This window comes from Lysobacter dokdonensis DS-58 (genome assembly GCF_000770795.1).
Classification (GTDB): Bacteria; Pseudomonadota; Gammaproteobacteria; order Xanthomonadales; family Xanthomonadaceae; genus Noviluteimonas; species Noviluteimonas dokdonensis.
This window is the reverse complement of the sequence record NZ_JRKJ01000018.1, coordinates 59,699-82,348: the sequence shown is the minus strand read 5'-3', so window position 1 is coordinate 82,348 and position 22,650 is coordinate 59,699. Positions and strand designations below refer to the sequence as shown.

Annotated in this window: 21 protein-coding genes; 11 read left to right on the top strand and 10 right to left on the bottom strand. The window is 67.7% G+C overall.

Annotated elements, in window-relative coordinates; genetic code table 11:
• Positions 1-2: 2 nt before the first annotated feature.
• Both LF41_RS11495 and LF41_RS11490 read right to left on the bottom strand, forming a co-directional pair.
• Positions 3-656: a class I SAM-dependent methyltransferase gene (locus LF41_RS11495; protein WP_036169815.1), complete on the bottom strand. Its 654-nt coding sequence runs from the start codon at positions 654-656 to the stop codon at positions 3-5.
• A 41-nt stretch (positions 657-697) separates the two neighbouring features.
• Entirely contained in the window at positions 698-2,203 is a 1,506-nt protein-coding gene (locus LF41_RS11490) for an aminotransferase class III-fold pyridoxal phosphate-dependent enzyme (RefSeq protein ID WP_036169813.1), read from the bottom strand.
• A 188-nt stretch (positions 2,204-2,391) separates the two neighbouring features.
• Between LF41_RS11490 and queA the strand changes: the two genes are divergently transcribed.
• From queA to secF, 5 genes are read left to right on the top strand one after another with little or no spacing between them, the layout of a single operon-like run.
• Positions 2,392-3,432 carry a tRNA preQ1(34) S-adenosylmethionine ribosyltransferase-isomerase QueA gene (gene queA / locus LF41_RS11485; protein ID WP_084073568.1) on the top strand — a complete coding sequence of 347 codons (1,041 nt, stop codon included), beginning with the start codon at positions 2,392-2,394 and terminating at the stop codon, positions 3,430-3,432.
• Positions 3,429-4,568: a tRNA guanosine(34) transglycosylase Tgt gene (gene tgt, locus LF41_RS11480; protein ID WP_036169809.1), complete on the top strand. Its 1,140-nt coding sequence runs from the start codon at positions 3,429-3,431 to the stop codon at positions 4,566-4,568. The genes queA and tgt overlap by 4 nt, the downstream gene beginning before the upstream one ends.
• 33 nt (positions 4,569-4,601) lie before the next feature.
• Positions 4,602-4,943 (top strand): preprotein translocase subunit YajC, encoded by a 342-nt coding sequence (gene yajC / locus LF41_RS11475; RefSeq protein WP_036169806.1) that lies wholly within the window; start codon positions 4,602-4,604, stop codon positions 4,941-4,943.
• Positions 4,944-4,999: 56 nt separating this feature from the next.
• Positions 5,000-6,862 (top strand): protein translocase subunit SecD, encoded by a 1,863-nt coding sequence (secD, locus tag LF41_RS11470; protein WP_036169804.1) that lies wholly within the window; start codon positions 5,000-5,002, stop codon positions 6,860-6,862.
• Positions 6,863-6,875: 13 nt separating this feature from the next.
• Positions 6,876-7,838, top strand: coding sequence for a protein translocase subunit SecF (gene secF, locus LF41_RS11465; RefSeq protein WP_036169802.1), 963 nt, complete (start codon positions 6,876-6,878; stop codon positions 7,836-7,838).
• A 91-nt stretch (positions 7,839-7,929) separates the two neighbouring features.
• Here the strand turns inward: secF and LF41_RS11460 are convergent, their stop codons facing one another.
• Positions 7,930-8,745 (bottom strand): inositol monophosphatase family protein, encoded by an 816-nt coding sequence (locus LF41_RS11460; RefSeq protein WP_036169800.1) that lies wholly within the window; start codon positions 8,743-8,745, stop codon positions 7,930-7,932.
• Between the two features lie 56 nt (positions 8,746-8,801).
• On the opposite strand from LF41_RS11460, the gene LF41_RS11455 reads away from it, so the two are divergent.
• The 3 genes from LF41_RS11455 to LF41_RS11445 all read left to right on the top strand — a co-directional run bounded on the left by LF41_RS11455 (position 8,802) and on the right by LF41_RS11445 (position 12,787).
• On the top strand, positions 8,802-9,605 hold the full coding sequence (locus LF41_RS11455; protein ID WP_052116386.1) for an RNA methyltransferase: 804 nt from the start codon (positions 8,802-8,804) through the stop codon (positions 9,603-9,605).
• A gap of 195 nt (positions 9,606-9,800) precedes the next feature.
• The gene (locus tag LF41_RS11450; protein ID WP_237577744.1) at positions 9,801-10,649 is read left to right on the top strand and encodes a phosphate/phosphite/phosphonate ABC transporter substrate-binding protein; all 849 of its coding nucleotides are present in this window, start codon (positions 9,801-9,803) and stop codon (positions 10,647-10,649) included.
• Entirely contained in the window at positions 10,646-12,787 is a 2,142-nt protein-coding gene (locus LF41_RS11445; RefSeq protein WP_036169798.1) for a putative bifunctional diguanylate cyclase/phosphodiesterase, read from the top strand. The genes LF41_RS11450 and LF41_RS11445 overlap by 4 nt, the downstream gene beginning before the upstream one ends.
• A gap of 10 nt (positions 12,788-12,797) precedes the next feature.
• On the opposite strand, the gene LF41_RS11440 is transcribed toward LF41_RS11445, so the two are convergent.
• Both LF41_RS11440 and LF41_RS11435 read right to left on the bottom strand, forming a co-directional pair.
• Positions 12,798-13,418: an exopolysaccharide biosynthesis protein gene (locus tag LF41_RS11440; RefSeq protein ID WP_052116369.1), complete on the bottom strand. Its 621-nt coding sequence runs from the start codon at positions 13,416-13,418 to the stop codon at positions 12,798-12,800.
• Positions 13,411-14,712, bottom strand: a complete 1,302-nt coding sequence (locus LF41_RS11435) for a hemolysin family protein (RefSeq protein WP_036169797.1) — start codon at positions 14,710-14,712, stop codon at positions 13,411-13,413. Before LF41_RS11435 ends, LF41_RS11440 begins: the two co-directional genes overlap by 8 nt.
• A gap of 193 nt (positions 14,713-14,905) precedes the next feature.
• Here LF41_RS11435 and LF41_RS11430 point away from each other — a divergent pair, with 193 nt between their 5' ends.
• Both LF41_RS11430 and LF41_RS11425 read left to right on the top strand, forming a co-directional pair.
• Positions 14,906-15,532 (top strand): DUF47 domain-containing protein, encoded by a 627-nt coding sequence (locus LF41_RS11430; protein ID WP_036169795.1) that lies wholly within the window; start codon positions 14,906-14,908, stop codon positions 15,530-15,532.
• Between the two features lie 16 nt (positions 15,533-15,548).
• The gene (locus LF41_RS11425; protein WP_036169793.1) at positions 15,549-16,670 is read left to right on the top strand and encodes an inorganic phosphate transporter; all 1,122 of its coding nucleotides are present in this window, start codon (positions 15,549-15,551) and stop codon (positions 16,668-16,670) included.
• A gap of 21 nt (positions 16,671-16,691) precedes the next feature.
• Here LF41_RS11425 and LF41_RS11420 read toward each other — a convergent pair whose 3' ends face one another.
• Complete coding sequence (locus LF41_RS11420; RefSeq protein WP_036169791.1) at positions 16,692-18,053, bottom strand: dihydroorotase; 1,362 nt, start codon at positions 18,051-18,053, stop codon at positions 16,692-16,694.
• 62 nt (positions 18,054-18,115) lie between these two features.
• Positions 18,116-18,334: a membrane protein insertion efficiency factor YidD gene (gene yidD / locus LF41_RS11415; RefSeq protein ID WP_084073591.1), complete on the bottom strand. Its 219-nt coding sequence runs from the start codon at positions 18,332-18,334 to the stop codon at positions 18,116-18,118.
• A 109-nt stretch (positions 18,335-18,443) separates the two neighbouring features.
• Between yidD and dksA the strand changes: the two genes are divergently transcribed.
• Entirely contained in the window at positions 18,444-19,481 is a 1,038-nt protein-coding gene (dksA, locus tag LF41_RS11410) for an RNA polymerase-binding protein DksA (protein ID WP_036169789.1), read from the top strand.
• A gap of 45 nt (positions 19,482-19,526) precedes the next feature.
• Here the strand turns inward: dksA and LF41_RS11405 are convergent, their stop codons facing one another.
• The 3 genes from LF41_RS11405 to cysS are packed head-to-tail and all read right to left on the bottom strand — an operon-like array spanning position 19,527 to position 22,578.
• The gene (locus tag LF41_RS11405) at positions 19,527-20,759 is read right to left on the bottom strand and encodes an MFS transporter (protein WP_036169786.1); all 1,233 of its coding nucleotides are present in this window, start codon (positions 20,757-20,759) and stop codon (positions 19,527-19,529) included.
• Positions 20,756-21,205: a SufE family protein gene (locus LF41_RS11400; protein ID WP_036170043.1), complete on the bottom strand. Its 450-nt coding sequence runs from the start codon at positions 21,203-21,205 to the stop codon at positions 20,756-20,758. Before LF41_RS11400 ends, LF41_RS11405 begins: the two co-directional genes overlap by 4 nt.
• The gene (gene cysS / locus LF41_RS11395) at positions 21,202-22,578 is read right to left on the bottom strand and encodes a cysteine--tRNA ligase (protein WP_036169782.1); all 1,377 of its coding nucleotides are present in this window, start codon (positions 22,576-22,578) and stop codon (positions 21,202-21,204) included. Before cysS ends, LF41_RS11400 begins: the two co-directional genes overlap by 4 nt.
• Positions 22,579-22,650 lie beyond the last annotated feature (72 nt).

The window sequence follows — 22,650 nt, the reverse complement described above, 5'->3', positions numbered from 1 at the left end:
GCTCACGCAGGCCTGCGCACCAGCGTCAATCCGTCGAGTTCGACCGCTTCGCCCCAATCGAGCGCGCGCGAATCGGCGATCTCCAGCCCCGCCTCGCGCGCGAGTTCAGAGAACCGCTCGAGCGTCATGCGATTGCGCGCGTGCGTGTTGAGCCCGTAGTGCCGGTCGCTGCCCGAGTCGTGGTTGGAATGATGGAACAGCGCCATCCCGCCGGGGGCGAGGACGCGCGCCGCGTCCTGCAGATAGGAAGCGACGAGGTCCGGGCTGAAGTGGACCATCGCGTCGTAGCAGTAGATCGCGGTGGCGCTGCCGTCTTCGACGGGCCGGAAGTCGTAGCCGTTGTTGCGCTCGATGCGGACGTTGGGCAGATGCCCCAGGCGCGCGCGGCAGGCATCGAGGTTGGCCTGGTGGATGTCCATCAGCGTGAGCGACCCGGCCATCGCCGCGGTGCGCTCGGCGTGGCGGCCGTGGCCGCACGCCAGCTCGATGGTGTTGCGCAGGTCGAGCCGGTCGAAGTACGACCGGAAGGGATGCGCCGGATCCCAGAACACGAAGGTCCACTGCTCGGCGTCGGCGTAGTACGCGCTTTCCTTCCAGGGCTCCCCGACGACGTCCACCGACGCCGCCAGGTCTTGCGGTTCCTTGTGCTGGGCCATCACCACACCTCCGGTGTTGTGGATGGCCCGAGTCTAGCCCCTCAGGCCGCGGCTGCCTGTTGTTGGCGGGGGCCTTCGAGCAATGCGCGCTTTACCATCGCCACGAGCAGGTCGATCTCCTCGCTGTCGACCATGAAGTGGGGGGTGAACCGCAGGGAATTCGCACCGCCGTGGATGACGCCCAGTCCGCGCTCGCGCAGCCATTCTTCGGTCGAACCGGTGCCGTAGCCCTTGAACTGCGGGGCCAGCTCGCACGAGAACAGCAGGCCCGTGCCCTGGACCTTGGTGATCAGGCCACCCAGTTCGGCCTTCAGCGCTTCGAGCTTGGCGATGGCTTCCTTGCCGCGCTCGCGGATGTTGGTGCGCAGCGCCGGCGTGAATTGTTCGAGGACCGCCACCGCGACATCGAGCGCGCGGGGGTTGGTGGTCATCGTGTTGCCGTAGGTGCCGGCGCGATAAAGCTTCTCGGCCTTCTCGCCGACGGCCAGCACCGACAGCGGGTACTGCGCGGCGTTGAGGGCCTTGGAATAGGTCTCCATGTCCGGCGCTTCGAGGGTCTCGAAGCCGGGGTAGTCGACGATCGACAGCACGCCGTTGGCGCGCAGGCCGGCCTGGATGGAGTCGACGAGGAACAGCGAACCGTGCGCCTTGGTCAGCTCGCGCGCGGCGGCGTAGAACGCCGGCGGCACGCTGCGGCCCGGGTCGCCTTCGCCCATCACCGGCTCGAGGAACATCGCTTCGATGAACCAGTTGTTGGTCTCGGCGTCGGCGAAGATCTGCTTGAGCTGGTCGACGTCGTAGGGCTCCACCGTCAGCAGCGTGTCCTCGCCGCGGAAGCTGGCCAGGTGCTGCAGGTAGGTCTTGCGCGAGGAATCCGAGTACAGCGCCGGGCGCTCGGTACGGCCGTGGAAGCTGCCCTTCACCACGATGCGCTTGATGGCGCGGCCGGCGTGCTTCGCGCCCGGGTCGGTCATCAGCTTGGTGTTGACGTCCGCGATGCGCGCGGCGAGCGAAACGCTTTCGGAACCGGAGTTCAGGCAGAGGAACTTGGTGTACGGGCTGCCGCCGCGGGTGTGGCCGATTTCCTTGCGCATGGCGCGGTCGAAGCGCAACTGCGAAAGATTGGGCGTCATGATGTTGGCCATCGCCTGCGGGCGCGCCATCGCGGCGATCACCGCGTCCGGCGTGTGGCCCAGGCCGAGCATGCCGTAGCCGCCCGAGTCGTGGAGCACCGCGCCCTTGAGCGTGACGACCCACGGGCCGCGCGCGGACAACGCGACGTACGGGTTCACCGCGTCCATCGAATAGAAGTTGACGTAGCCACCCTGCACGGCGCGGATCTGCGCGTCTTCGTCCATGTCCAGCAGGTCGGCGAATTCGCCGCGCACGCGCTCGTATTCGGCGGCGGCGGCCGCGATGGCCTGCGCGAGTTCCGGGTGGTTCGCGGACAGGCGCGCGAGCGTGGCGTCGTCGAGGCCTTGCGTCCGGCGCGTGCCGCCATGGGCGCGCAAGGGGGCGAGGGGAGCGAGCAAAGCGTTGGCGTTCATGGCACGAACCTCGGGAAAATCTTGACGGTGGGAACCCTTGAAAACAAAAACGCGGCGGGGCCGCGCGGTGCGTGTTTCCTAGGGATTTCAGAAGCTTGCGCGAGTCTACCACCCCCCACCCCCCGATATAACCCCCGCCGGCCGGTACACTGGGCGGCCGTTTTCGCCCGGCCCGACGGCCCGCCGCCTTGAAGCGCTCCGACTTCCATTACGACCTGCCGCAGGACTTGATCGCGCAGGCCCCGCTCCCCGAACGCTCCGCCAGCCGCCTGCTGGTCGTCCAACCCGCGCCCGCGCCCCTGGGCGACCGCGGCGTGCGCGACCTGCCGGACCTGCTCCGCGCGGGCGATCTGATGGTGTTCAACGACACGCGCGTGATTCCCGCGCGCCTGTTCGGGCAGAAGGCCAGCGGCGGGCGCGTGGAAATCCTCATCGAACGCCTGCTGCCCGGCGACGAAGCGCGCGCGCAGGTCGGCGCCAGCAAGTCGCCGAAAGCCGGTTCGCGGATTGCGCTGGATGCCGGCGGCGAAGCGGAAGTGCTGGGGCGCGAAGGCGAGTTCTATCGCCTGCGTTTCCACGTCGATGGCCCGTTCGCCGAATGGTTGCAGCACGCCGGCCGCTTGCCGCTGCCGCCCTACATCCACCGCGACGCCGACATCAACGACGACGCGCGCTACCAGACCGTCTTCGCGAAACAGACCGGCGCCGTCGCCGCGCCCACCGCGGGCCTGCATTTCGACGAAGCCTTGCTCGACGCATTGCGTGCGAAGGGCGTCGCGTTCGGCCACGTCACGTTGCATGTCGGCGCGGGGACGTTCCAGCCGGTGCGCGTCGACGAGTTGTCCGAACATCGCATGCATTCGGAATGGTTGAACGTCGATGCATCGCTCGTCGAACAAGTGCGCGCGACGCGTGCGCGCGGCGGCCGCGTGATCGCGGTCGGCACGACGGTCGTGCGCGCGCTGGAGTCCGCGCTCGTCGATGGGCAACTGCAACCCTTCGCAGGCGAAACGGCGATCTTCATCCTGCCGGGATACCGCATCCGCAGCGTCGATGCGTTGCTCACCAACTTCCATCTGCCGGAGAGCACGTTGCTCATGCTGGTGTCCGCGTTCGCCGGCAAGGCGCGCATCTTCGAGGCCTATGCGCACGCGATCGCGCAGGGCTACCGCTTCTTTTCCTATGGCGACGCGATGCTGCTGTGGCCGTCCGACGGTGACACGCAATGAGCCGCATGCGCTTCGAATTCCTCGGCACCGACGGCGGCGCGCGCCGCGGCCGCCTGCATTTTCCGCGCGGGACGGTGGAAACGCCGGCGTTCATGCCGGTGGGCACCTACGGATCGGTGAAAGGCGTGCTGCCCGAACAGATCCGCGCGCTGGGTGCGGAGATCATCCTCGGCAACACGTTCCATCTCTATCTGCGCCCCGGCCTCGAGGTGATCGAAGCGCACGGCGGCCTGCACGGCTTCGCACGCTGGGACGGGCCGATCCTCACCGACTCCGGCGGCTTCCAGGTCTTCTCGCTCGCGCATCGCCGCAAGATCACCGAGAAGGGCGTGACCTTCGCCGCGCCGACCGATGGATCGACCGTGTTCCTCGGCCCCGAGGAAAGCATGCGCATCCAGAAGGTGCTGGATTCGGACATCGTGATGATCTTCGACGAATGCACGCCGTACCCGGCGACGCAGGCGGTCGCGCAGGCCTCGATGGAACTGAGCCTGCGCTGGGCGGAGCGTTCCAAGCGCGCGCATGAAGGCAACGATGCGGCGTTGTTCGGCATCGTGCAGGGCGGGGTGCACCACGACCTGCGCAGTGCGTCGGCGGCGGGGCTGCGCGGGATCGGCTTCGACGGATACGCGATCGGCGGCTTGGCCGTCGGCGAACCCGAGGACGAGCGCAACGCGATGCTCGACCACACCTGCCCGCAATTGCCGGAGGACCGCCCGCGCTACCTGATGGGCGTCGGCCGTCCGGAAGACCTGGTCGAAGCGGTCGCGCGTGGCGTGGACATGTTCGATTGCGTGATGCCCACGCGGAACGCGCGCAACGGCCACTACTTCACCAGCTTCGGCACCGTCCGCATCCGCAATGCGAAATACGAGAAGGACGTGCGCCCGATCGAGGAAGGCTGCGGGTGCCCGACCTGTTCTGGGGGCTATACGCGCGCGTACCTGCGCCACCTGGACCGCTGCAACGAGATGCTGGCGCCGATGCTCGGCACGCTCCACAACCTCTGGTACTACGAAAAACTCATGGCCGACATGCGCGCGGCCATCGAGGCGGGAACCTTCGCGGCATTCAGGGAGTCCTTCTACGCCGCCCGCACCACGTCGCCCGGGGCCAGCCCCGGCCACGTGGCATAATCCCCCGCCTTTTCACATTGCCGGACCCAGCGAATGGACCTGCTCGACCTGTTGATCGCCCCCGCCCACGCCCAGGCCGCGGCTCCCGCCGCCGGCGGCAGCATGTGGCAGACGCTGCTCCTGCCGATCGTCTTCATCGGCCTGATGTACTTCCTGATGATCCGCCCGCAGATGAAGCGCCAGAAGGAACACCGCGGCATGCTGGACAAGCTCGCCCGCGGCGACGAGGTGATCACCAGCGGCGGCATCGCCGGCACCATCACCGATATCGGCGACAACTTCGTCACCGTCGAGGTCGCCACCGGCGTGCAGTTGCGCGTGCAGCGCGGCGCCGTCGCCAACGTGCTCCCCAAGGGCACGCTCAAGTCCGCCTGATCCACCATTCCTGATCCGTAGTTGCGGCGGCCGCGCAGGCCGCCGTGGGGACACCGATGCTCACGTTCGCGCGCTGGAAATACGTCGTCATCCTGTTGGTGCTGTTGGTCAGCATCGTTTATGCACTGCCCAATGCGTTCCCGCAGGATCCGTCGGTGCAGGTCACCGCGGCGCGCGAAGGCACCGTCGCCATCGACGATGCGCTGGCCAAGCGCATCGTCGCGCTGCTGCAGAAAGCCAACATCCCCGCGAAGTCGGTGGCCGTCGAAGCCAAGGGCAACCTGCTGGTGCGCCTGGCCGATGCGAACACGCAGACGCGCGCATCGGACACGCTGCGCCCCGAACTGGGCAGCGATTACGTGGTGGCGCTGAGCCTGGCCCCGACTGCGCCGGAGTGGCTCGGCTGGTTCGGCGCGCGTCCCATGCCGCGCGGCCTCGACCTCCAGGGCGGCGTGCACTTCGCGATGCAGGTCAATGAACAGGCGGCCATCGAAAAGCGCCTGGACGCCTACCAGGAAGACATCCGCTCGCAGTTCCGCACCGACCGCATCGTGTATTCGTCGGTCGCGCGCACCGGTCCGCAGACGTTGTCCGTCACGCTGCGCAACGCCGCCGATTCGGAAAAGGCCGTCGCCAAGCTGCAGACGATCTTCCCGAACTACATCGTCGCCGCCGCCGACAACGGCCGCATCACCGTCAACATCCCGGATGCCGGCATCCAGCTGATCGCCACCGAGGCGATCGAGCAGAACCTCACCACGCTGCGCAACCGCATCAACAGCCTGGGCGTCGCCGAGCCGGTGATCCAGCGCCAGGGCACCAACCGTGTCGTGATCCAGCTGCCGGGCCTGCAGGACACCGCGGAAGCCAAGCGCCAGATCGGCGCGACGGCCACGCTGGAATTCCGCGCCGTCGTCGGCGACGAGCAGCAGGCGATGGACGCCGTGCAATCCAAGCAGGTGCCGCCCAACGCGCGCATCTATTACCAGCAGAACGGCGCGCCGCTGCTGCTGTCCAAGCGCCTGCTCGTGTCCGGCGACCAGCTGGTCGGCGCGGTGGCGGGCGTGGATCCCGACCGCGGCGGCCCGAGCGTGAGCATCACGCTCGACAGCATCGGCGGCCAGCGCATGCTCGACCACACGCTGGAGAACGTCGGCCAGCGCCTCGGCATCGTGTACGTCGAGAACATCCCCGAAACCAAGCTCGTCGACGGCAAGGAAGTGCGCTCGGTGCGCACCGAGGAGCGCGTCATCAGCGCCTCGACCATCCAGGGCGTGTTCGGCAAGAACTTCCAGACCACGGGCCTTTCGCAGCAGGAAGCCTCGGACCTCGCGACGCAGCTGAAGTCCGGTGCGCTCGCCGCGCCCATGAGCTTCGTCGAGGAACGCGTCGTCGGCCCGAGCCTCGGTGCGGAAAACGTCGCCCGCGGTACGCGCGCGGTGCTGTATTCGTTCCTGTTCGCCCTTGGCTTCTTCCTGCTGTATTACCGCATGTTCGGCATCATCACGTGCCTGGCGCTCGTGCTGAACCTGTTGATGGTGGTCGCGGTGATGTCGGTGTTCGGCGCCACGATGAGCCTGCCGGGCTTCGCGGGCCTGGCGCTGACCGTCGGCATGTCCGTCGACGCCAACGTGCTGATCAACGAACGCATCCGCGAAGAGCTACGCGCGGGGATGCCACCACAGGCGGCCATCGCCACGGGCTACGACCGTGCGTCGGGCACCATCTTCGACTCCAACATGACCGCGGTGCTCGCGGGCCTGGCGTTGCTGCTGTTCGGCACCGGTCCGCTGAAGGGCTTCGCGCTGACCATGATCATCGGTATCGCGACGTCCGTGTTCACGGCCGTTCCGGTTTCGCGCGGGCTGGCGACGCTGGTGTATGGCGGCCGCCGCAAGCTCAAGTCCATCGCGATCTGACGGGCCAGACACAATGAAAATCTTTCCGCTGACCCTGATCCCCAACGAACCCAACATCAACTTCATGAAGTTGCGCTGGGTGTCGGTCACCCTCGCGGCGCTGCTGATGTTCGGCGCCATCGGCGCGATGGTGGTCAAGAACTTCAACTACGCGCTGGACTTCACCGGCGGCACGCAGGTCGAGGTGCGCTCCAGCAAGCCGGTCGACATCGAAGGCGTGCGCAAGTCGCTGGACGTCGCGGGTTACGACTCCGCGCAGGCCCAGAACTTCGGCAGCGGCAACGAGCTGCTCGTGCGCCTGCAACCGCAGGAAGGCGAGGCGGGCGAAACCGCGACCACGCACGCGCGCGCGGCGGTCAGCGCGGCCATCAAGGCGCAGGGCATCGACGACTTCCGCATCCTGCACGCCGAGTACGTCGGCCCGCAGATCGGCAAGGAGCTCGCGAAGAACGGCCTGTACGCGATCATCTTCGTGGTGATCGGCTTCCTGTTCTACATCGCGTTCCGGTTCGAATGGAAATTCGCGGTGGCGGCGATCATCGCCACGATGCACGACGTCGTGGTCGTCGCCGGCTGGTTCGCCTTCACGGGCCACGAGTTCGACCTGACGGTGCTGGCCGGCGTGTTGTCGGTGATGGGCTATTCGATCAACGACACGATCGTGGTCTTCGACCGCGTCCGCGAGAACTTCCGCGGCATGCGCGCCGAGCCCTACGAAGTGCTGAACAAGTCGGTGAACCAGACGCTCTCGCGTACGGTGATCACCTCGTTCGTCGCCTTCCTCACCGTGTTCGCCCTGTACCTGTACGGCGGCGGCTCGCTGCGCGGCATGGCCGAGTCGCAGATGATCGGCATCATCATCGGCACGCTGTCGTCGATCTTCGTGGCCTGCCCGTTGCTGCTGTGGCTCAACGTGCGCAAGCAGGACCTCCTGCCGAAGGCCCGCGACGAAGCCGCCCTGGCGCGACGTCCGTAACACAAGGCGCGACGCCGTTCGGCGTCCGGCAAAACAAGAAGGCCGCGCATCTGCGCGGCCTTCTTGTTGTTCCAGCTTCGAATCGAACCGATCAAAAAGCCGCGGCGTACCCGGAACTCACGATCGCCTTCTGCAGGTGTTCGCTGAGCTTGAGGTTGCCGGCCACGAGCTGGCGGCCGAGCACGCCGCGCTGGTCCATCGGGCCGGTGCCGGCGCCGCGGAAATCGGTGACGCGGCCGCCGGCTTCGCGCACGAGCAGCACGCCTGCGGCGATGTCCCACGGCTTCACGCCGGCTTCGAAGTAACCGTCGGCGCGGCCGCAGGCCACGTAGGCGAGGTCGAGCGCGGCCGAGCCGGTGCGGCGGATGTCCTCGGCGGTCTTCAACAGCTCGCCGACACACGCCAGGTGCGGGGCGATGCGTTCGCGTTCGCGGGGCGGGAAGCCGGTGATGAGCATCGCGCCGTCGAGGTCCTTGCGTTCGGTGACGCGGATCTTCTTGTCGTTGAGCACCGCGCCGCTGCCCTTGCTCGCGGTGAACAGCTCGTTGCGCAGCGGGTCGAAGATCACGGCGTGCTGCGGCTCGCCGCCTTCGACCAGCGCGATGGACACGCACCAGTGCGGGATGCCGTGCAGGTAGTTGCTGGTGCCATCGAGCGGGTCGATCACGAAGGTCGAGCGGCCGCGGCCGGTGGCGCCGGTCTCCTCGCCGAGGATTGCGCAATCGGGCATCGCGCGCTTGAGTTCGCGGACGATCTCGGCCTCGGCCAGGCCGTCGACTTCGCTCGCATAATCCATGCGCTCCTTCTCGATGACATTGAGGACATCGAGGCGGTTCATGTGGCGCAACAGCACGTTGCCCGCTGCGCGGGCGGCCTTGACCATGATGGTGACGGCGGGTTTCTGCATGGACGGGGCCGATCGCGAGGGGCGCGGAGTTTAACATTCGCGCCATGAGCGAACCGATGCCTTCGAACGAATCCCCCCGCGAGTCCCTGGCGCGCGACCGCGTCCGCATCGTGCTCGTGGGCACCCAGCACCCCGGCAACATCGGCGCGTCGGCGCGGGCCATGAAGACGATGGGCCTGTCGCGGCTGGTGCTGGTCGCCCCGGAAAAGGCCCCCGACCGGGACACGGTCGCGATGGCCGCCGGCGCCGACGACCTCGTCGAAAACGCGCCGGTCTTCGATTCGCTGGCCGATGCCGTCGCCGATTGCGCCCTCGTGCTGGGGTGCACCGCCCGCAGCCGACGGGTGCAACTCGAGCAACTCGAGCCCGACGAAGGCGCCGCCCGCGCGCTGGCCTTCGCCGAACAAGGCCCGGTGGCGCTGGTCTTCGGCCGTGAGCGCACGGGCCTGACCAACGACGAACTCCAGCTCTGCCACGCCTCGATCCACATTCCGTCGGACCCGTCCTTCAGCTCGCTCAACCTCGCCGCGGCCGTGCAGGTGTTGAGCTACGAAGTGCGGCGCACCGCCCTGGGCGGGGAGGCGAGGGCGGCCGCGCCGGCGTCCGGGATGGTGACGTCGGAAGAAGGCCCGGCGCCCCATGCCGAGCTCGAAGGCTTCTTCGCGCAACTGGCAGACGCCCTGGATGCGATCGATTTCCACAAGGGCCGGACCCCGGACTCGGCCATGCGCAAGTTGCGCCGCCTGTACCTGCGCGCCGGGCTGGGCAGTGCCGAAGTCCGCCTCCTGCGCGGGGTGCTCGCCGATACCCAGCGGATGGCGATGCTCGCCGGGCGTGCGAATCCGCCGCCGGAGACCTGATGAAACTGCCCTGCAACCGGCGGCAAACGCTGTTTACAAGGCGTTAAATGGGCTAGGCTTTCCGCACTTCGGGGAGTCAGCAGGGCTTTCGCTTTGGTAGCGTTCCGTCGCTTCGCCGCTTTGCTGGTCTGCATCGCCGCAGCATTCCCGAACCCCCTTCTCCAGCACGACGCCCGTGCGGCGGACGACGTCGTCATCGACGACTCGCATGTGCTGGTGCTCGGCCGCATCAGCGACGACCCGAAGGAACACTACGAACAACTCAAGCCGCTGCTCGACTACGTCGTGCCGCGCATGGCCGACGTGGGCATCCGCGAGGGCCGCATCCTGATGGCCCACGACGTGCAGCAGATGAATTCCTACCTGCGCCGCGGCCGCGTCGACTGGGTCACCGAAACCGCCGGCACCGGCATGCTGCTCGAACAGGGCTCCGGCGCCAAACCGCTCCTGCTCACCGAACGCGACGGCGTGAGCGCGTACACCAGCGTGTTCTTCGTCCGCAAGGACAGCGGCATCCAGTCGCTGAAGGACATGCGGGGGCGTCGCGTCGCCTTCCAGAACCCGTATTCCACCAGCGCCTACTACGTGCCTGCCTCCGAGCTGCTCGACCAGGGCCTGAAGCTCGAGATCCTGCTCTCGCCGATGGACCGCGCCGAACCCGATCGCGTCGGTTATCTGTTCGCGCGCACCGAGCTCAACATCGCCACATGGGTGCACAAGCGCCTGGTCGACGTCGGCGTGATGAGCAACCTCGACTGGCAGAACCCGCAGCGCGTGCCCGCTGCTTTCCGCGCCGACCTGCAGATCGTGCACGAAACCCCGGCGTACCCGCGCGCGCTGGAAATGGTGCGCGGCTCGATGGACCCGAAGGTCGCCGCGCGCCTGCGCGAAGTGCTGATCGAAGCCTCGCGCGATCCCGACGCACGTGAAGCGCTGCTGCGCTTCTTCAAGACCACGCGCTTCCTGCCGATCGATGGCCGCGCGCAACATTCGCTGCAGTACATCGGCAGCGGCGTCGAGCGCATCCGCGCGGAGGTCGAATGACCCTGCGCTTCGGCCTGCAGGCGAAGTTCCTCGCCGGCATGGCCCTCGTGCTGATCGGCGTGCTCGCGCTGATGGCGGTGATGTGGCAGCGCCAGGAAACGATGCAGGCGCAGGTTTTCGACGTCGGCCGCCAGACGATGCGCGAGCTGGTCGGCGAACGCCTCAAGCGCCGCGGCGAAGCCGGCGTGCAACAACTCGCCGAATCGCTGACCAACCCGATGTACTACTCGGACCTGGACGCCATCGGCACGCTCGCGCGCGCCGCGATGCGCCAGCCCGACGTCGCCTATGTGCTGGTCTACGACGCCCAGGGCCGCATCGTGCACGACGGTTCGGGCGACATCCCGGCCTACGGCCAGCCGATGAACGATGCCTTCGCGTTCGAAGTCGTCACCGCCCGCTCGACGCACGTGCAGAGCTCCGACCGCATCGTGGACATCTCCGCGCCGATCATGATCGGCGACCAGCGCCTGGGCGGCGTGCGCGTGGGCTACTCGCTCTCGGCGATCAAGCGCGACGAGGACAGCGCGAACGGGGCGATGCACGCGCGCCTCGAAGAGATCGGCCGCAAGCATGTGTTCTGGATCTCGATGATCGGCGCGGCGTTGCTCGCGCTCGGCGCGCTCGTCGTCGCGCTGGTGCAGAAGACGCTCGTGCGCCCGATCCGCCAGCTCGCGGACGTCGCGCAGGAAATCGAATCCGGCAATTTCGAAACCGACGCGCCGGTGACCAGCCGCGGCGACGAGGTCGGCGACCTCGTGCGCGCCTTCGGCCGCATGAGCAGCAGCGTCGCGCGCCACGACCGCGACATCCGCCGCATGGCCTACAGCGATGCGTTGACGGGGCTCGCGAACCGGCTGGCGTTCCGCGAATCGCTGGACCGCCGCCTGTTGCAATTGCGTGGCGCCGGCCGCCAGCTCGCGCTGTTGTTCGCCGACATCGACGACTTCAAGCGCGTCAACGACACACTCGGCCACGATGCGGGCGACGAAGTGCTCGTGCAGTTCGCCAACCGCATCCGCGAAACCGTCGAGCGCATGGGCGGCGAAGGCGCGATGCTCGCGCGCTTCGGCGGCGACGAATTCGTCATCCTCATCGAGAGCGTGCTTTCGCCGACGGGCAACCACGGCGACGTCCGCACGGCCGCAAGCCGGCTGGCCGAAGCGCTGGTGGCCGAACTCAGCCGCCCGATCGTCGTGCAGGAACGCCAGGTCTTCCTCGGCACGTCCATCGGCATCACGCTGTTCCCGGAAGACGCGTCGGGTTCGACGATGCTGATGAAGAACGGCGACATCGCGATGTACCAGGCGAAGGTCGCCGGCAAGAACTGCCACCGCTTCTATTCGCGCGCGATGGACCAGGCGGTCGAACGCCGCGTGCGCATGGAACAGGACCTGCGCGGCGCGTGGGAACGCGGCGAGCTGAGCCTGGCGTACCAGCCCGTCTACAGCCTCGCCGACAACCAGTTGCGCGGCGCCGAAGCGTTGCTGCGCTGGCAGCATCCCGAACATGGCCCCATCGCGCCGTCGGTGTTCATCGACGTCGCCGAGCAGAGCGGCCTGATCGAGACCATCGGCCCGCAAGTGCTGCGCGCTGCTTGCGAAGACACGATGCGCTGGCAGGAAGCGCATCCGAAGTCCGACAAGTTGTTCGTCTCCGTCAACGTCTCGCCGCGCCAGCTGCGCAGCGGCGATCTCCCGCGCGTGGTCGCGACCACGCTGAAGGAAACGGGCCTGGAAGCGCAGCGCCTGCACCTCGAACTCACCGAGACCGCGGTCATCGGCGACGAGATCCACGCCAGCGGCCTGCTCGCGCGCCTGCGCGCCTCGGGCGTCAAGATCTGGCTCGACGACTTCGGCACGGGCTTCTCCGGCCTGAGCCATTTGCGCCGAGTGCCCGTCGACGGCGTGAAGATCGACCGCAGCTTCATCGCCGATGTATTGCGCGACCCAGACGACCTCGCGCTCACCACCGCGATCATCGCGATGGCGCATTCGCTCGGCATCACCGTCGTGGCCGAAGGCGTGGAGAAGGAAGGGCAGTTCGACATCCTGCGCGAACGCGGTTGCGACCTCGCGCAAGGCTATTGGCTCGGCTACCCGATGAACGCGCACGACTTCGGGCAGCTGCTGGCCTGATTCTGCGACGTCAGATCAACAGATCCAGGCCGTGCGCGGCCTGGACCGCCAGGTTCCAGCTCAACGCCGCGGCGACGATGCCGACCACCCACGCCGCGAGCATCAACGCGCCGTCGCGTTCCAGCAATGCCAGCGCAAAGGCCAGCAGCGTGAACCCGAAGAGGTAATTGGTCAGCGGGATCGGCAGCGACAACAGGAACCCGAGCAGCACCAGCAACACGCCCGTGACCAGCCCGGCGATGCGGCTGTCTAGGATCCACGCCATGCGCGGGCGCACCACTTTTTCCAGCCGCGACAAGACCGGCGACAGGCGTTTGTCGAATTTTGCGATCGCATGCCGGTGCACGCCGCGCTTGCCGATGAACTCCGGCAACCACGGCTTGCGCAGGCCGATGGCGATCTGCACGCCGATGAACATCAGCAAGGGGCCGCTGATCGCGCCGCCGATGGGGATCGGGATGAAGGCGGGCAGCACGCACACGAAGGCGAGCATGCCGAATGCGCGACGGCCCAGGCCCGACAACAGGTCGCGCAGCGTCAGCAGATCGTTCGGGTCGCCCTCGGCGAGCGCGTCGAGGATGGCGCGGGTGCCGCGCTCGGCGTGCGGCGCTTGCGCCTGCCCGTCATTCATCGTCCGCGTCCGGGTCCAGGGGTTGCAGCAGGAGCTTGTCGACGCGCGGGCCGTCGAGGTCGACCACTTCGATGCGCCAACCGTCCCAATCGAAATACTCGCCGACGTTGGGGATGCGCCCGAAATGCGCGATCGCCATGCCCGCGGCGGTGTGGTAGTCGAGCGCTTCGCTGTCCGGCAACGCGATGCCGCCGAGCAATTCGCGCACGTCCTCGATTGGCAAAGCGCCGTCGACCAGCAGCGACCCATCGTCGCGGCGCGCGACCATCGCATCGGTTTCGTCCGACTGCATCGACTGCAACCGGCCGAGGATGGCGCCCATCACGTCGGTGACCGTCACCATGCCCTGGATCTCGCCGTATTCGTCCACGACCAGCGCGATCGATTGCTGTTCTTCGCGGAAGATTTCCAGGAGTTTGAGCGCATGCGTCGATTCGGAGACGAACACCGCGGGGCGGATGTCGCGGAACAACTCCGGTTCGGTCTTCGCCAGCTCGTCGAGCAGTGTCTTCACTTCCAGCACGCCGATGACGTCGGCGTCGTTGCCGCGATACACCGGATAACGCGAGTAGGGCGTCTCGCGCATCGTCTGCAGGTTCTCCTCGCGGTCGGCGGCCGCGTCGAGCCACGCGATGCGCATGCGCGGCGTCATCAGGCTCTCGGCGGTGCGGTCGCCCAGGCGCATGACGCGCGTCATCATGTTGCGTTCGTCGGCGTCGATGACGCCCTGTTCGTGGCTTTCGCTCACGAGCAGCTGGATTTCTTCTTCGGTGATGGCGCCGCGCGCGTCGTCCTTGATGCCCAGCAGGCGCAAGACGAGGCGGTTGGTCGCCGACAGCGTCGCGACCAGCGGCCGCGCGCCGCGCGAGACCCAATCGATCGGGATCGCGACCATGCTGGCGATCTTTTCCGGATTGGTCAGCGCCAGGCGCTTGGGGACGAGTTCACCGAAGACCACGGACGCTGCGGTGATCAGGACCACGGCGACGGCCGTGCCGATCTTGCCGGCGTGTTCCTGGACCCAGGCCACGTCCCGCAGGTTGGCGGAGATGATCGCGCCGAGCGATTCGCCGCCGTAGAAGCCGGTGAGGACGGTGATCGCGGTAATGCCCACCTGCACGGTGGACAGCAGGTTGTCCGGATGCTCGGCCAGCGCGAGCGCGCAGCGGGCGCCGCGGTTGTCCTCGGCCATCTGCTTGAGCCTGAGCTTGCGCGAGGTCATCAGCGCCATCTCCGACATCGCGAAGAACGCGTTGAGGACGATCAGGAAGGCGACGATCAGCAGCTCGAGCACGCGGGCGCGTCCATTCGGGGGAAGGCCGGGGGGTGTTCGGCGGGGGCGGGAGTGGCGTCGTCCATGGGGTGCGCGGGGGCGCGGCGGCATCATAACAGCCGCCCGGCGGCGGGGCTGTCATACGCTTGTCATACGACTGCCTGTCATAATTGCGCCTCTTTATCGTCACCACCGTGAAACGGAGCCGCCCCGCATGTTCTCCCTGCAGACGATCTTCGGACAGGGCAAGCAGTTCTACAGCCTGCTCAACGACGCCGCGGTCGCCGCCCACGACAGCACGGTGGCCCTCCACGAAATGCTGAAGTCGCCGACGCGCACGCCGGCGCTGGAAGCCTTCAAGCTCGCCCGCCAGCGCGAGCGCGTGGCCTCCGACAAGATCAGCCAGGCGCTGGTCGACAGCTTCATCACGCCCATCGAGCGCGAGGACATCGAGTCGCTCGGTTCGGCGCTCTACAAGATCCCCAAGCAGGTCGAGCGCTTCGCCGACCGCTTCGCGCTCGCGCGCCATCGCCTGGAAGGCATCGACTTCGCGCCGCGCGCGGCGATGCTCGAACAGGCCGCGCAAGTCGTCGTGCAGATGGTCGCCGAGCTGCAGCACCTGCGCCTGGAGCCGATGAAGCAACTCAACGATCGCCTGCGCGTGATCGAAGCCGAAGCCGACCGCCTCATCCTCGAATTGCACCGCGACATCTACTCCGGTCGCCTCGATGCCGCGGAGATGTTCCTGCTGAAGGAATTCTTCGAGATCCTCGAGAAGGCGATCGACCGCTGCCGCGAGGCGGGCGTCGTCGCTTATTCGATCGCGCTCAAGAACAGCTGACCCAGGGGCGCATCGCATGCTCACCCTCGTGCTGCTCGTGGTGGCGTTCGCGCTGATCTTCGAGTTCATCAACGGTTTCCACGACACCGCCAATTCCATCGCGACGGTCGTGGCGACCAAGGTGCTGTCGCCGGGCCAGGCCGTCATCCTGGCCGCCGGGATGAACCTCGTCGGCGCGTTCCTCGGCACCGCGGTGGCCAAGACCATCTCCTCGGGCCTGATCAACACCGACGTCGTCGCGGTGACCTCGCAGGTGCTGATCTGCGCGCTGCTCGGCGCGATCGCCTGGAACATCATCACGTGGTGGCGCGGCCTGCCGTCGTCCTCGTCGCACGCGCTGATCGGCGGGTTGTGCGGCGCGGCGCTGTCGGCGGCGCACAACAACTGGGGCGCGCTGATCTGGTCGAAGGCCGGTGACGGCGACTGGTCCACAAACAAGGGCCTGTTGTGGAAGGTCTTCCTGCCGATGGTGAGTTCGCCGTTCTTCGGCTTCCTGCTCGGCGTGCTGATCCTCGGGCTGCTGTACGCGATCATCGCCGCGCTGTTCCGCGCGGGCGGTCCGTTCGCGCGGGTGGCGCGGCCGCGCTGGGTCAACGCGTTCTTCGGAAAGGCGCAGATCGTGTCGGCGGCCTACATGGGCATGGCGCACGGCACCAACGATGCGCAGAAGACGATGGGCATCATCGCGCTGGCCATCTTCGGCGCGCAGGCATCGGGCGCGCTGAACGACCTGCCGGCATGGTTGGGCTTCCTGCATCCGGACGGCGGCGAGAAGGACATCGACACGTGGGTCGTCGTCACCTGCGCCCTGGTCATGGCCGCCGGCACCGCCGCGGGTGGCTGGCGCATCATCAAGACGCTCGGCCACAAGATGGTGAAGCTGCATCCGATCGACGGCTTCGCCGCGGAAACGGCCAGCGCCACGATCCTCGTCACCGCTGCGCACTTCGGCATGCCGGTATCGACGACGCATTCGATTTCCACGGCGATCATGGGCGTGGGCTTCGCGAAGAACCCGCGCGCGCTGAAGATCACGGTGATCGAGCGCATCGTGTGGGCATGGATCCTGACGATCCCCGCCGCCGGCGGCATCGCCTACGGGATGTTCCGCCTCGTCGAGATGCTGGGCTGGGCGTAATCCGCCGACATTCGCGCGCGATCAGACGCGCGCGAACTCCAGCCGCTGCCCGTTCGGCCCGCCCACCAACTGCGAGCCGTCCCATGCGAGCACGCCGTTGACCCACGTCGCGCCGATGCGCGAATGGAACGTGCGGCCTTCGAAGGGCGACCAGCCGCACTTCGACAGCACGTCCTCGCGGCGCACGGTGAGCGGCGTGTCGTCGATCAGCACCAGGTCGGCCATGTAGCCTTCACGCAGGTAGCCGCGCTGCGCGACGTCGAACAATTGCGCCGGCGCGTGCGAGACCTTCTGCACCACCTGCGCGTTGGTGAGCCGGCCTTCGTGCACCAGTTCCAGCGCGGCCAGCAACGCGTACTGCACGAGCGGCAAGCCGCTCGGCGCGCCGGTGTAGGGACGCGACTTCTCTTCGAGCGTGTGCGGTGCGTGGTCCGTGGCGAGCACGTCGATGACGTCCTCGGCGACGGCGGCGATCAAGGCCTCGCGGTCGCTCGCATCCTTGATCGAAGGATTGCACTTGATCAGGTGGCCGAGCGTTGCGTAGTCCGCGCGGTCGAAGCGCAGGAAGTGGATGCAGGTTTCGGCGGTGATCCGCTTGCGCGTGCCATCGGCGCGGATCAACGGGCCGCGTTCGAACAGCGCGAGTTCGTCGGCCGTGGAGATGTGCAGCACGTGCAGGCGCGTATCGTTGCGGCGCGCCAGTTCCAGCGCGAGCAGCGTCGACTTCATGCACGCCTGGCGCGAGCGGATGTCGGCGTGGCACGCGGCGGGGATGTCGTCGCCGTACTTCGCCTTGTAGATCGCGAGCTCGGCGTCGATCATCGGCGTGTCTTCGCAGTGCGTGATGATCGGCGTGGGCGCGTCGCGGAAGATCGCGTCCAGCGTTTCCGGGTTGTCGACGAGCATGTTGCCGGTCGATGCGCCCATGAACACCTTGATGCCCGGTGCGCGCAGCGGGTCGAGCGCGCGGATCGCCTCGATGTTGTCGTTGCTGGCGCCCATGTAGAAGCCGAAGTTGCCCCACGCCCGGCCCGTGGCGCGCTTGTACTTGTCTTCCAGCGCGGCGCTGTCCAGCGTCGGCGGGTTGGTGTTGGGCATGTCCATGAAGCTGGTCAGCCCGCCGGCGACGGCCGCGGCGGACTCGGTCGCCATGTCCGCCTTGTATTCCATGCCCGGTTCGCGGAAGTGCACCTGGTCGTCGATCATGCCCGGGAGCAGGCGGCGCCCCGCGGCGTCGACGACGTGTTCCCCGTCGCGCGGGGACAGGCCGCTGCCGATGGCGCTGATGCGGCCGTTCTCGATGCGCAGGTCGCCTTCGAACTCGCGCCCTTCATTCACCAGGCGGGCGTTGACGATCAGCGTGGGCTTGGACGTCGCGGGCATGTCATGTCCTTGAGGAGTGCGTTGGCATCATGCGCGCATTCAGATGCACGCGCAGTGGGCGTTCATCGTGGCGGCACGGGGTCGTGCCCGCCGGGGTGGAACGGGTGGCACCGCGCGACGCGCCGCGCGGCCAGCCAGGTCCCGCGCACCGCGCCGAAGCGCGCGATGGCCTGCATCGCGTATTCCGAGCACGTCGGCGCGAACCGGCAACGCGGACCCAGCAATGGACTGATCCAGCGCTTGTATCCGCGCAGGGCCCCGATGAGCAGTCGATCGATCACGATTGTCGAATTGCGGCCTTTGTCCACGGGTTTCGCGGGTTGCCGCCCATGACGGGGCAGGGTATAACAGCGCGCTTTCCCGCCTCAAGGGAACGAGGACGTACCGCTCGTGGCAGCGAAGAAACCAGCGAAGAAGGCCGCCAAGGCCGCGAAGAAGGTCGCCAAGCCGGCGGCGAAGAAGACTGCGGCGAAAAAGCCCGTCGCAAAGCCCGCCAAACCCGCAGCGAAGAAACCCGCGCCGGCGAAGAAGCCTGTCGCGAAGAAGGCCGCGCCTGCGAAGAAGCCCGTCGTCGCGAAGAAAGCCGCGCCCGCGAAGAAGCCCGCGCCCGCCAAGGCCGTGAAGCCCGCCGCGAAGCCCGTGCCCGCGAAGAAGGCCGCCGCTCCGGTCAAGCCCGTCGCCAAGGCCGCGCCCGTGAAGGCCGCAGCGCCCGCGAAGCAGCCCGAGACGCGCGTCGCCGCCGTCAAGAAGCCCGCCGCGAAGCCCGCGACCAAGAGCGCACCGGTCACGCCGGCGCCGAAGGTCGAAGCGAAGGCCCCCGCACCGCAGGCCGCGGCGAAATCCGCAAAGCCAGCGCTCGCGACGTCGCCCAAGCCCGCCTCGTCGGCTGCGCCCGCCGTCACGCCCCGCCCACGCCCGGAGGGCAAAGTGGCGGTTGCCGTGGCCGCCAAACCGGCCGCACCTGCACCGCGGGGTAAAGTGAAAGTCGTCGACTACAAGACCGATGAGGGCACGGGCCGCCCCGTCGTTCCGCAGGGTTACAAGCCCTCGCAGGATGAGGAGTACATGAGCCCGCTGCAGGTGGAATATTTCCGCCAGCGCCTGCTCGGTTGGCGCGCGGACCTCGTCGAGGAATCCAAGCAGACCATCGAGAACCTCAAGGACGAAGTGCGCGACGTCGGCGACGAAGCCGAACGTGCGACGCGCGAGACCGAGAACTCGCTCGAGCTGCGCACCCGCGACCGCTATCGCAAGCTGATCGGCAAGATCGACAGCACGCTCAAGCGCCTGGACGCCGGCGAATACGGCTACAGCGTGGACTCGGGCGAAGAGATCGGCCTGGACCGACTGGAAGCCCGCCTGACCGCCGAACGCACGATCGACGAGCAGGAACGCTGGGAACACCTGCAAAAGCAGATGGGCGATTGATGCACGCATGAAGAAAGCCCCGCTAAAGCGGGGCTTTTTTTTGCCTCAGTGCAGGTCCTTCAGGTTCAACCTGCGCAACTTCGGCGCGAACTTCGCCGTGATGCCCACGATCGACATCGTCATGCATCCGCCGAAGATCACGCTCGGCACCAGCCCGAGGATCTTCGCCGCCAGCCCCGATTCGAAGGCGCCCAGTTCGTTCGACGAACCGATGAAGATCCCGTTGATCGCCGAGACGCGCCCGCGCATGGCGTCGGGGGTGGCGAGTTGCAGGATCGTCGAGCGCAGCACCACCGACACGCCGTCGCACAGGCCCGAAGCGAACAGCAGCGCCACCGACAGCCACAGGTGCGTCGACAGCGCGAAGCCGATGATGCAGACGCCGAACAACGCCACCGCGATCAGCAGCACGCGCCCGGCGTGTTTCTCCAGCGGCTTGCGCGCCATCCACAGACCCACGATCACCGCACCGGCCGCCGGCGCACCGCGCAGGATGCCCAGCGCTTCGGGGCCGGCGTGCAGCACGTCCTTGATGAAGGCCGGCAGCAACGCGACCGCACCGCCGAACAAGACCGCGAACATGTCCAGCGCCAGCGCACCGAGCAGGATCTGGTGGCCGAACACGAAGCGCAGGCCTTCGCCGATGCTGGCGAAGATCGGCGCGCGTTCGGCCGGAATGTGCGGCTCGTCGATGCGCATGGTGATCAGCGCCAGGCCCGCGGCCATCGCGAATGCCGCGGCGACGCCGTACGCAGCGGTCTTCCCGGCCCAGGCCACCATCACGCCGCCGAACGCAGGGCCCAGCACGAGCCCGAGCTGAAACACCACGCTCCCGAGCCCTGCGCCGCGCGCGTACTGCTCGCGCGGCAACACGCGCGCGAACAGCGTGTTGTAGATCGGCGTGAGGAACGAACGCACCGTGCCCGTCAGCGCGATCGCCGCGTAGATCAGCCACGTCCCCGCCGCCGCGGTCCATCCGGCGGCGAAGGACACGAGCAGCGTCGCGGTGATCGCCAGGCCCGCGCACGCCATCGCGCCGAGGCGCCGGCGCTTGAGGTTGTCGACGAGATAACCGGCGAAGGGCGCGACGCAGAAATACGGAATGACTTCGGCCAGGCCGACGAGGCCCAGCGCCAGCGGATCGCCCGTGATCTCGTAGATGTGCCAGCCGACGGTCACCGCGACCATCTGGTAGGACAGCATCGCGAGGATGCGATACGTCAGCAGTTCGAGGAACGCGCGATTGCGCAGCGGCGATGGCAGTGCGTCGGCGCTCACGCGGCGGCCCGCGCACGCTCGCGGATGAAGGCGAGCAGCGCGGCGTGGCCGTTGCTGCGGGTCGGCGAGAGGTGCTTGGCCAGGCCGATGTCGTTCACGTAATCCGGTTCGGTCTCGAGGATCTCGCTCGCCGAGCGCCCCGAATAGACGCGCAGGGCGAGGAAGCACAAGCCGGCGACGATGGCCGAATCGCTGGTCGCCACGAAATCCAGGCGCTGCGGATCGCCTTCGCCGACGATCCACACCATCGACTGACACCCGTGCAGGCGATGTTCCTCGGTCTTCAGCGCATCGGGGAACGGCGGCAGCTTGCGGCCCAGGTCGATGAGGTACTGGTAACGCTCCGACCAATCACCGAAGAAGGCGAACTCCTCCGCGATCGCTGCCTGTGCATCGGCGGCGGTGGGCTCCAGCGGGAACACGCGGTGGTCGGCGACGGCGTTCATGCGCGTTTCCAACGTACGCCCTGGGGCGTGTCCTCCAGGAGAATGCCGTCGTCGGCCAACTGCTTGCGGATGGCGTCGGCGCGGGCGAAATCCTTCGCGGCCTTGGCGGCGATGCGTGCGTCGATCAGGCCCTGGATGCGCGCGTCGTCGTCGTCCGAGGTCTCGCCCGCGATCCACTCCGACGGTTCGCGCTGCAACAAGCCCAGCGCGAGGCCCGCGCCGAGCAACGCGGCCTTGGCATCGCGCCGCGCATCGGCGCCCTCGGCCTTGCGCGCGTCGCCGGCCAGGCGCGCGAGTTCGGCCAATGCCTGCGGCGTGTTCAGATCGTCGTCGAGCATCTCTTCGACCGACTGCGGGATCACCGCCGTCGCGTCCACGTCGCCCAGGTCTCGCAGCGTGCCGTACAGGCGATCCAGCGTGCGGATCGATTGCTCGACCAGCGCCGGCGTCCAATCCAGCGGCTGGCGGTAGTGCGCGGAAAGCAGCGCATAACGCAGCGCCTCGGAGCGGCCGGGGTAGCGTTCCAGCAGTGTGTGGATGCGTTCGACGTTGCCGAGCGATTTCGACATCTTCGAGCCGCCGAACACCAGCATCCCGTTGTGCAGCCAGAAGCGCGCGAACGGTTTGCCGCCGTGCGCGCATTCGCTCTGCGCGACTTCATTTTCGTGGTGCGGGAATTGCAGGTCGATGCCGCCGGCGTGGATGTCGATCGTTTCGCCCAGGTGCGCCTCGGCCATCGCCGAGCATTCGATATGCCAGCCTGGGCGGCCACGGCCCCAGGGCGAATCCCAGCCGGGGAGATCGTCGGTCGAAGGCTTCCACAGCACGAAGTCGCCCGCATCCTGCTTGTAGGGCGCGACGTCGACGCGCGCGCCGGCCAGCATGTCTTCGGGGGACTGGCGCGAGAGCTTGCCGTAATCCTTGTAGCTGCCGACGGAGAACAGCACGTGGCCCTCCGCGGCGTACGCGTGCCCGCGCTCGATCAGGCGCTCGATCATCGCGATGATCTGTGCGATGTGCTCGGTGGCCTTCGGCTGCAGCGGCTGCGGTTGCACGCCGAGTGCGGCCATCTCGTCGAGATAGACCTGCGTGAATCGTTCGGTGATGGCGGAGATCGGCACGCCGGCCTCGCGCGCGGCGGCGTTGATCTTGTCGTCGACGTCCGTGATGTTGCGCGCGTAGCGCAACTGGCCGAACCGGCGGCGGAGCAGGGCGGCCAGCACGTCGAACACCACCGGCCCGCGCGCATTGCCGATGTGGACGTAGTTGTAGACCGTCGGCCCGCACAGATACATGGTGGGCCCGTTGACGGGGTCCAGCGGCGCGAAAGGCTCGACCCGGCGGGTCAGGGTGTTGTGGAGGCGAAGGGCCATGGGTCGGGGGATGGGGAAACCGCGCCATTCTAGCGGTCGGGAAAGCCCTGATTCAGGCCGCAGCCCGCGTCC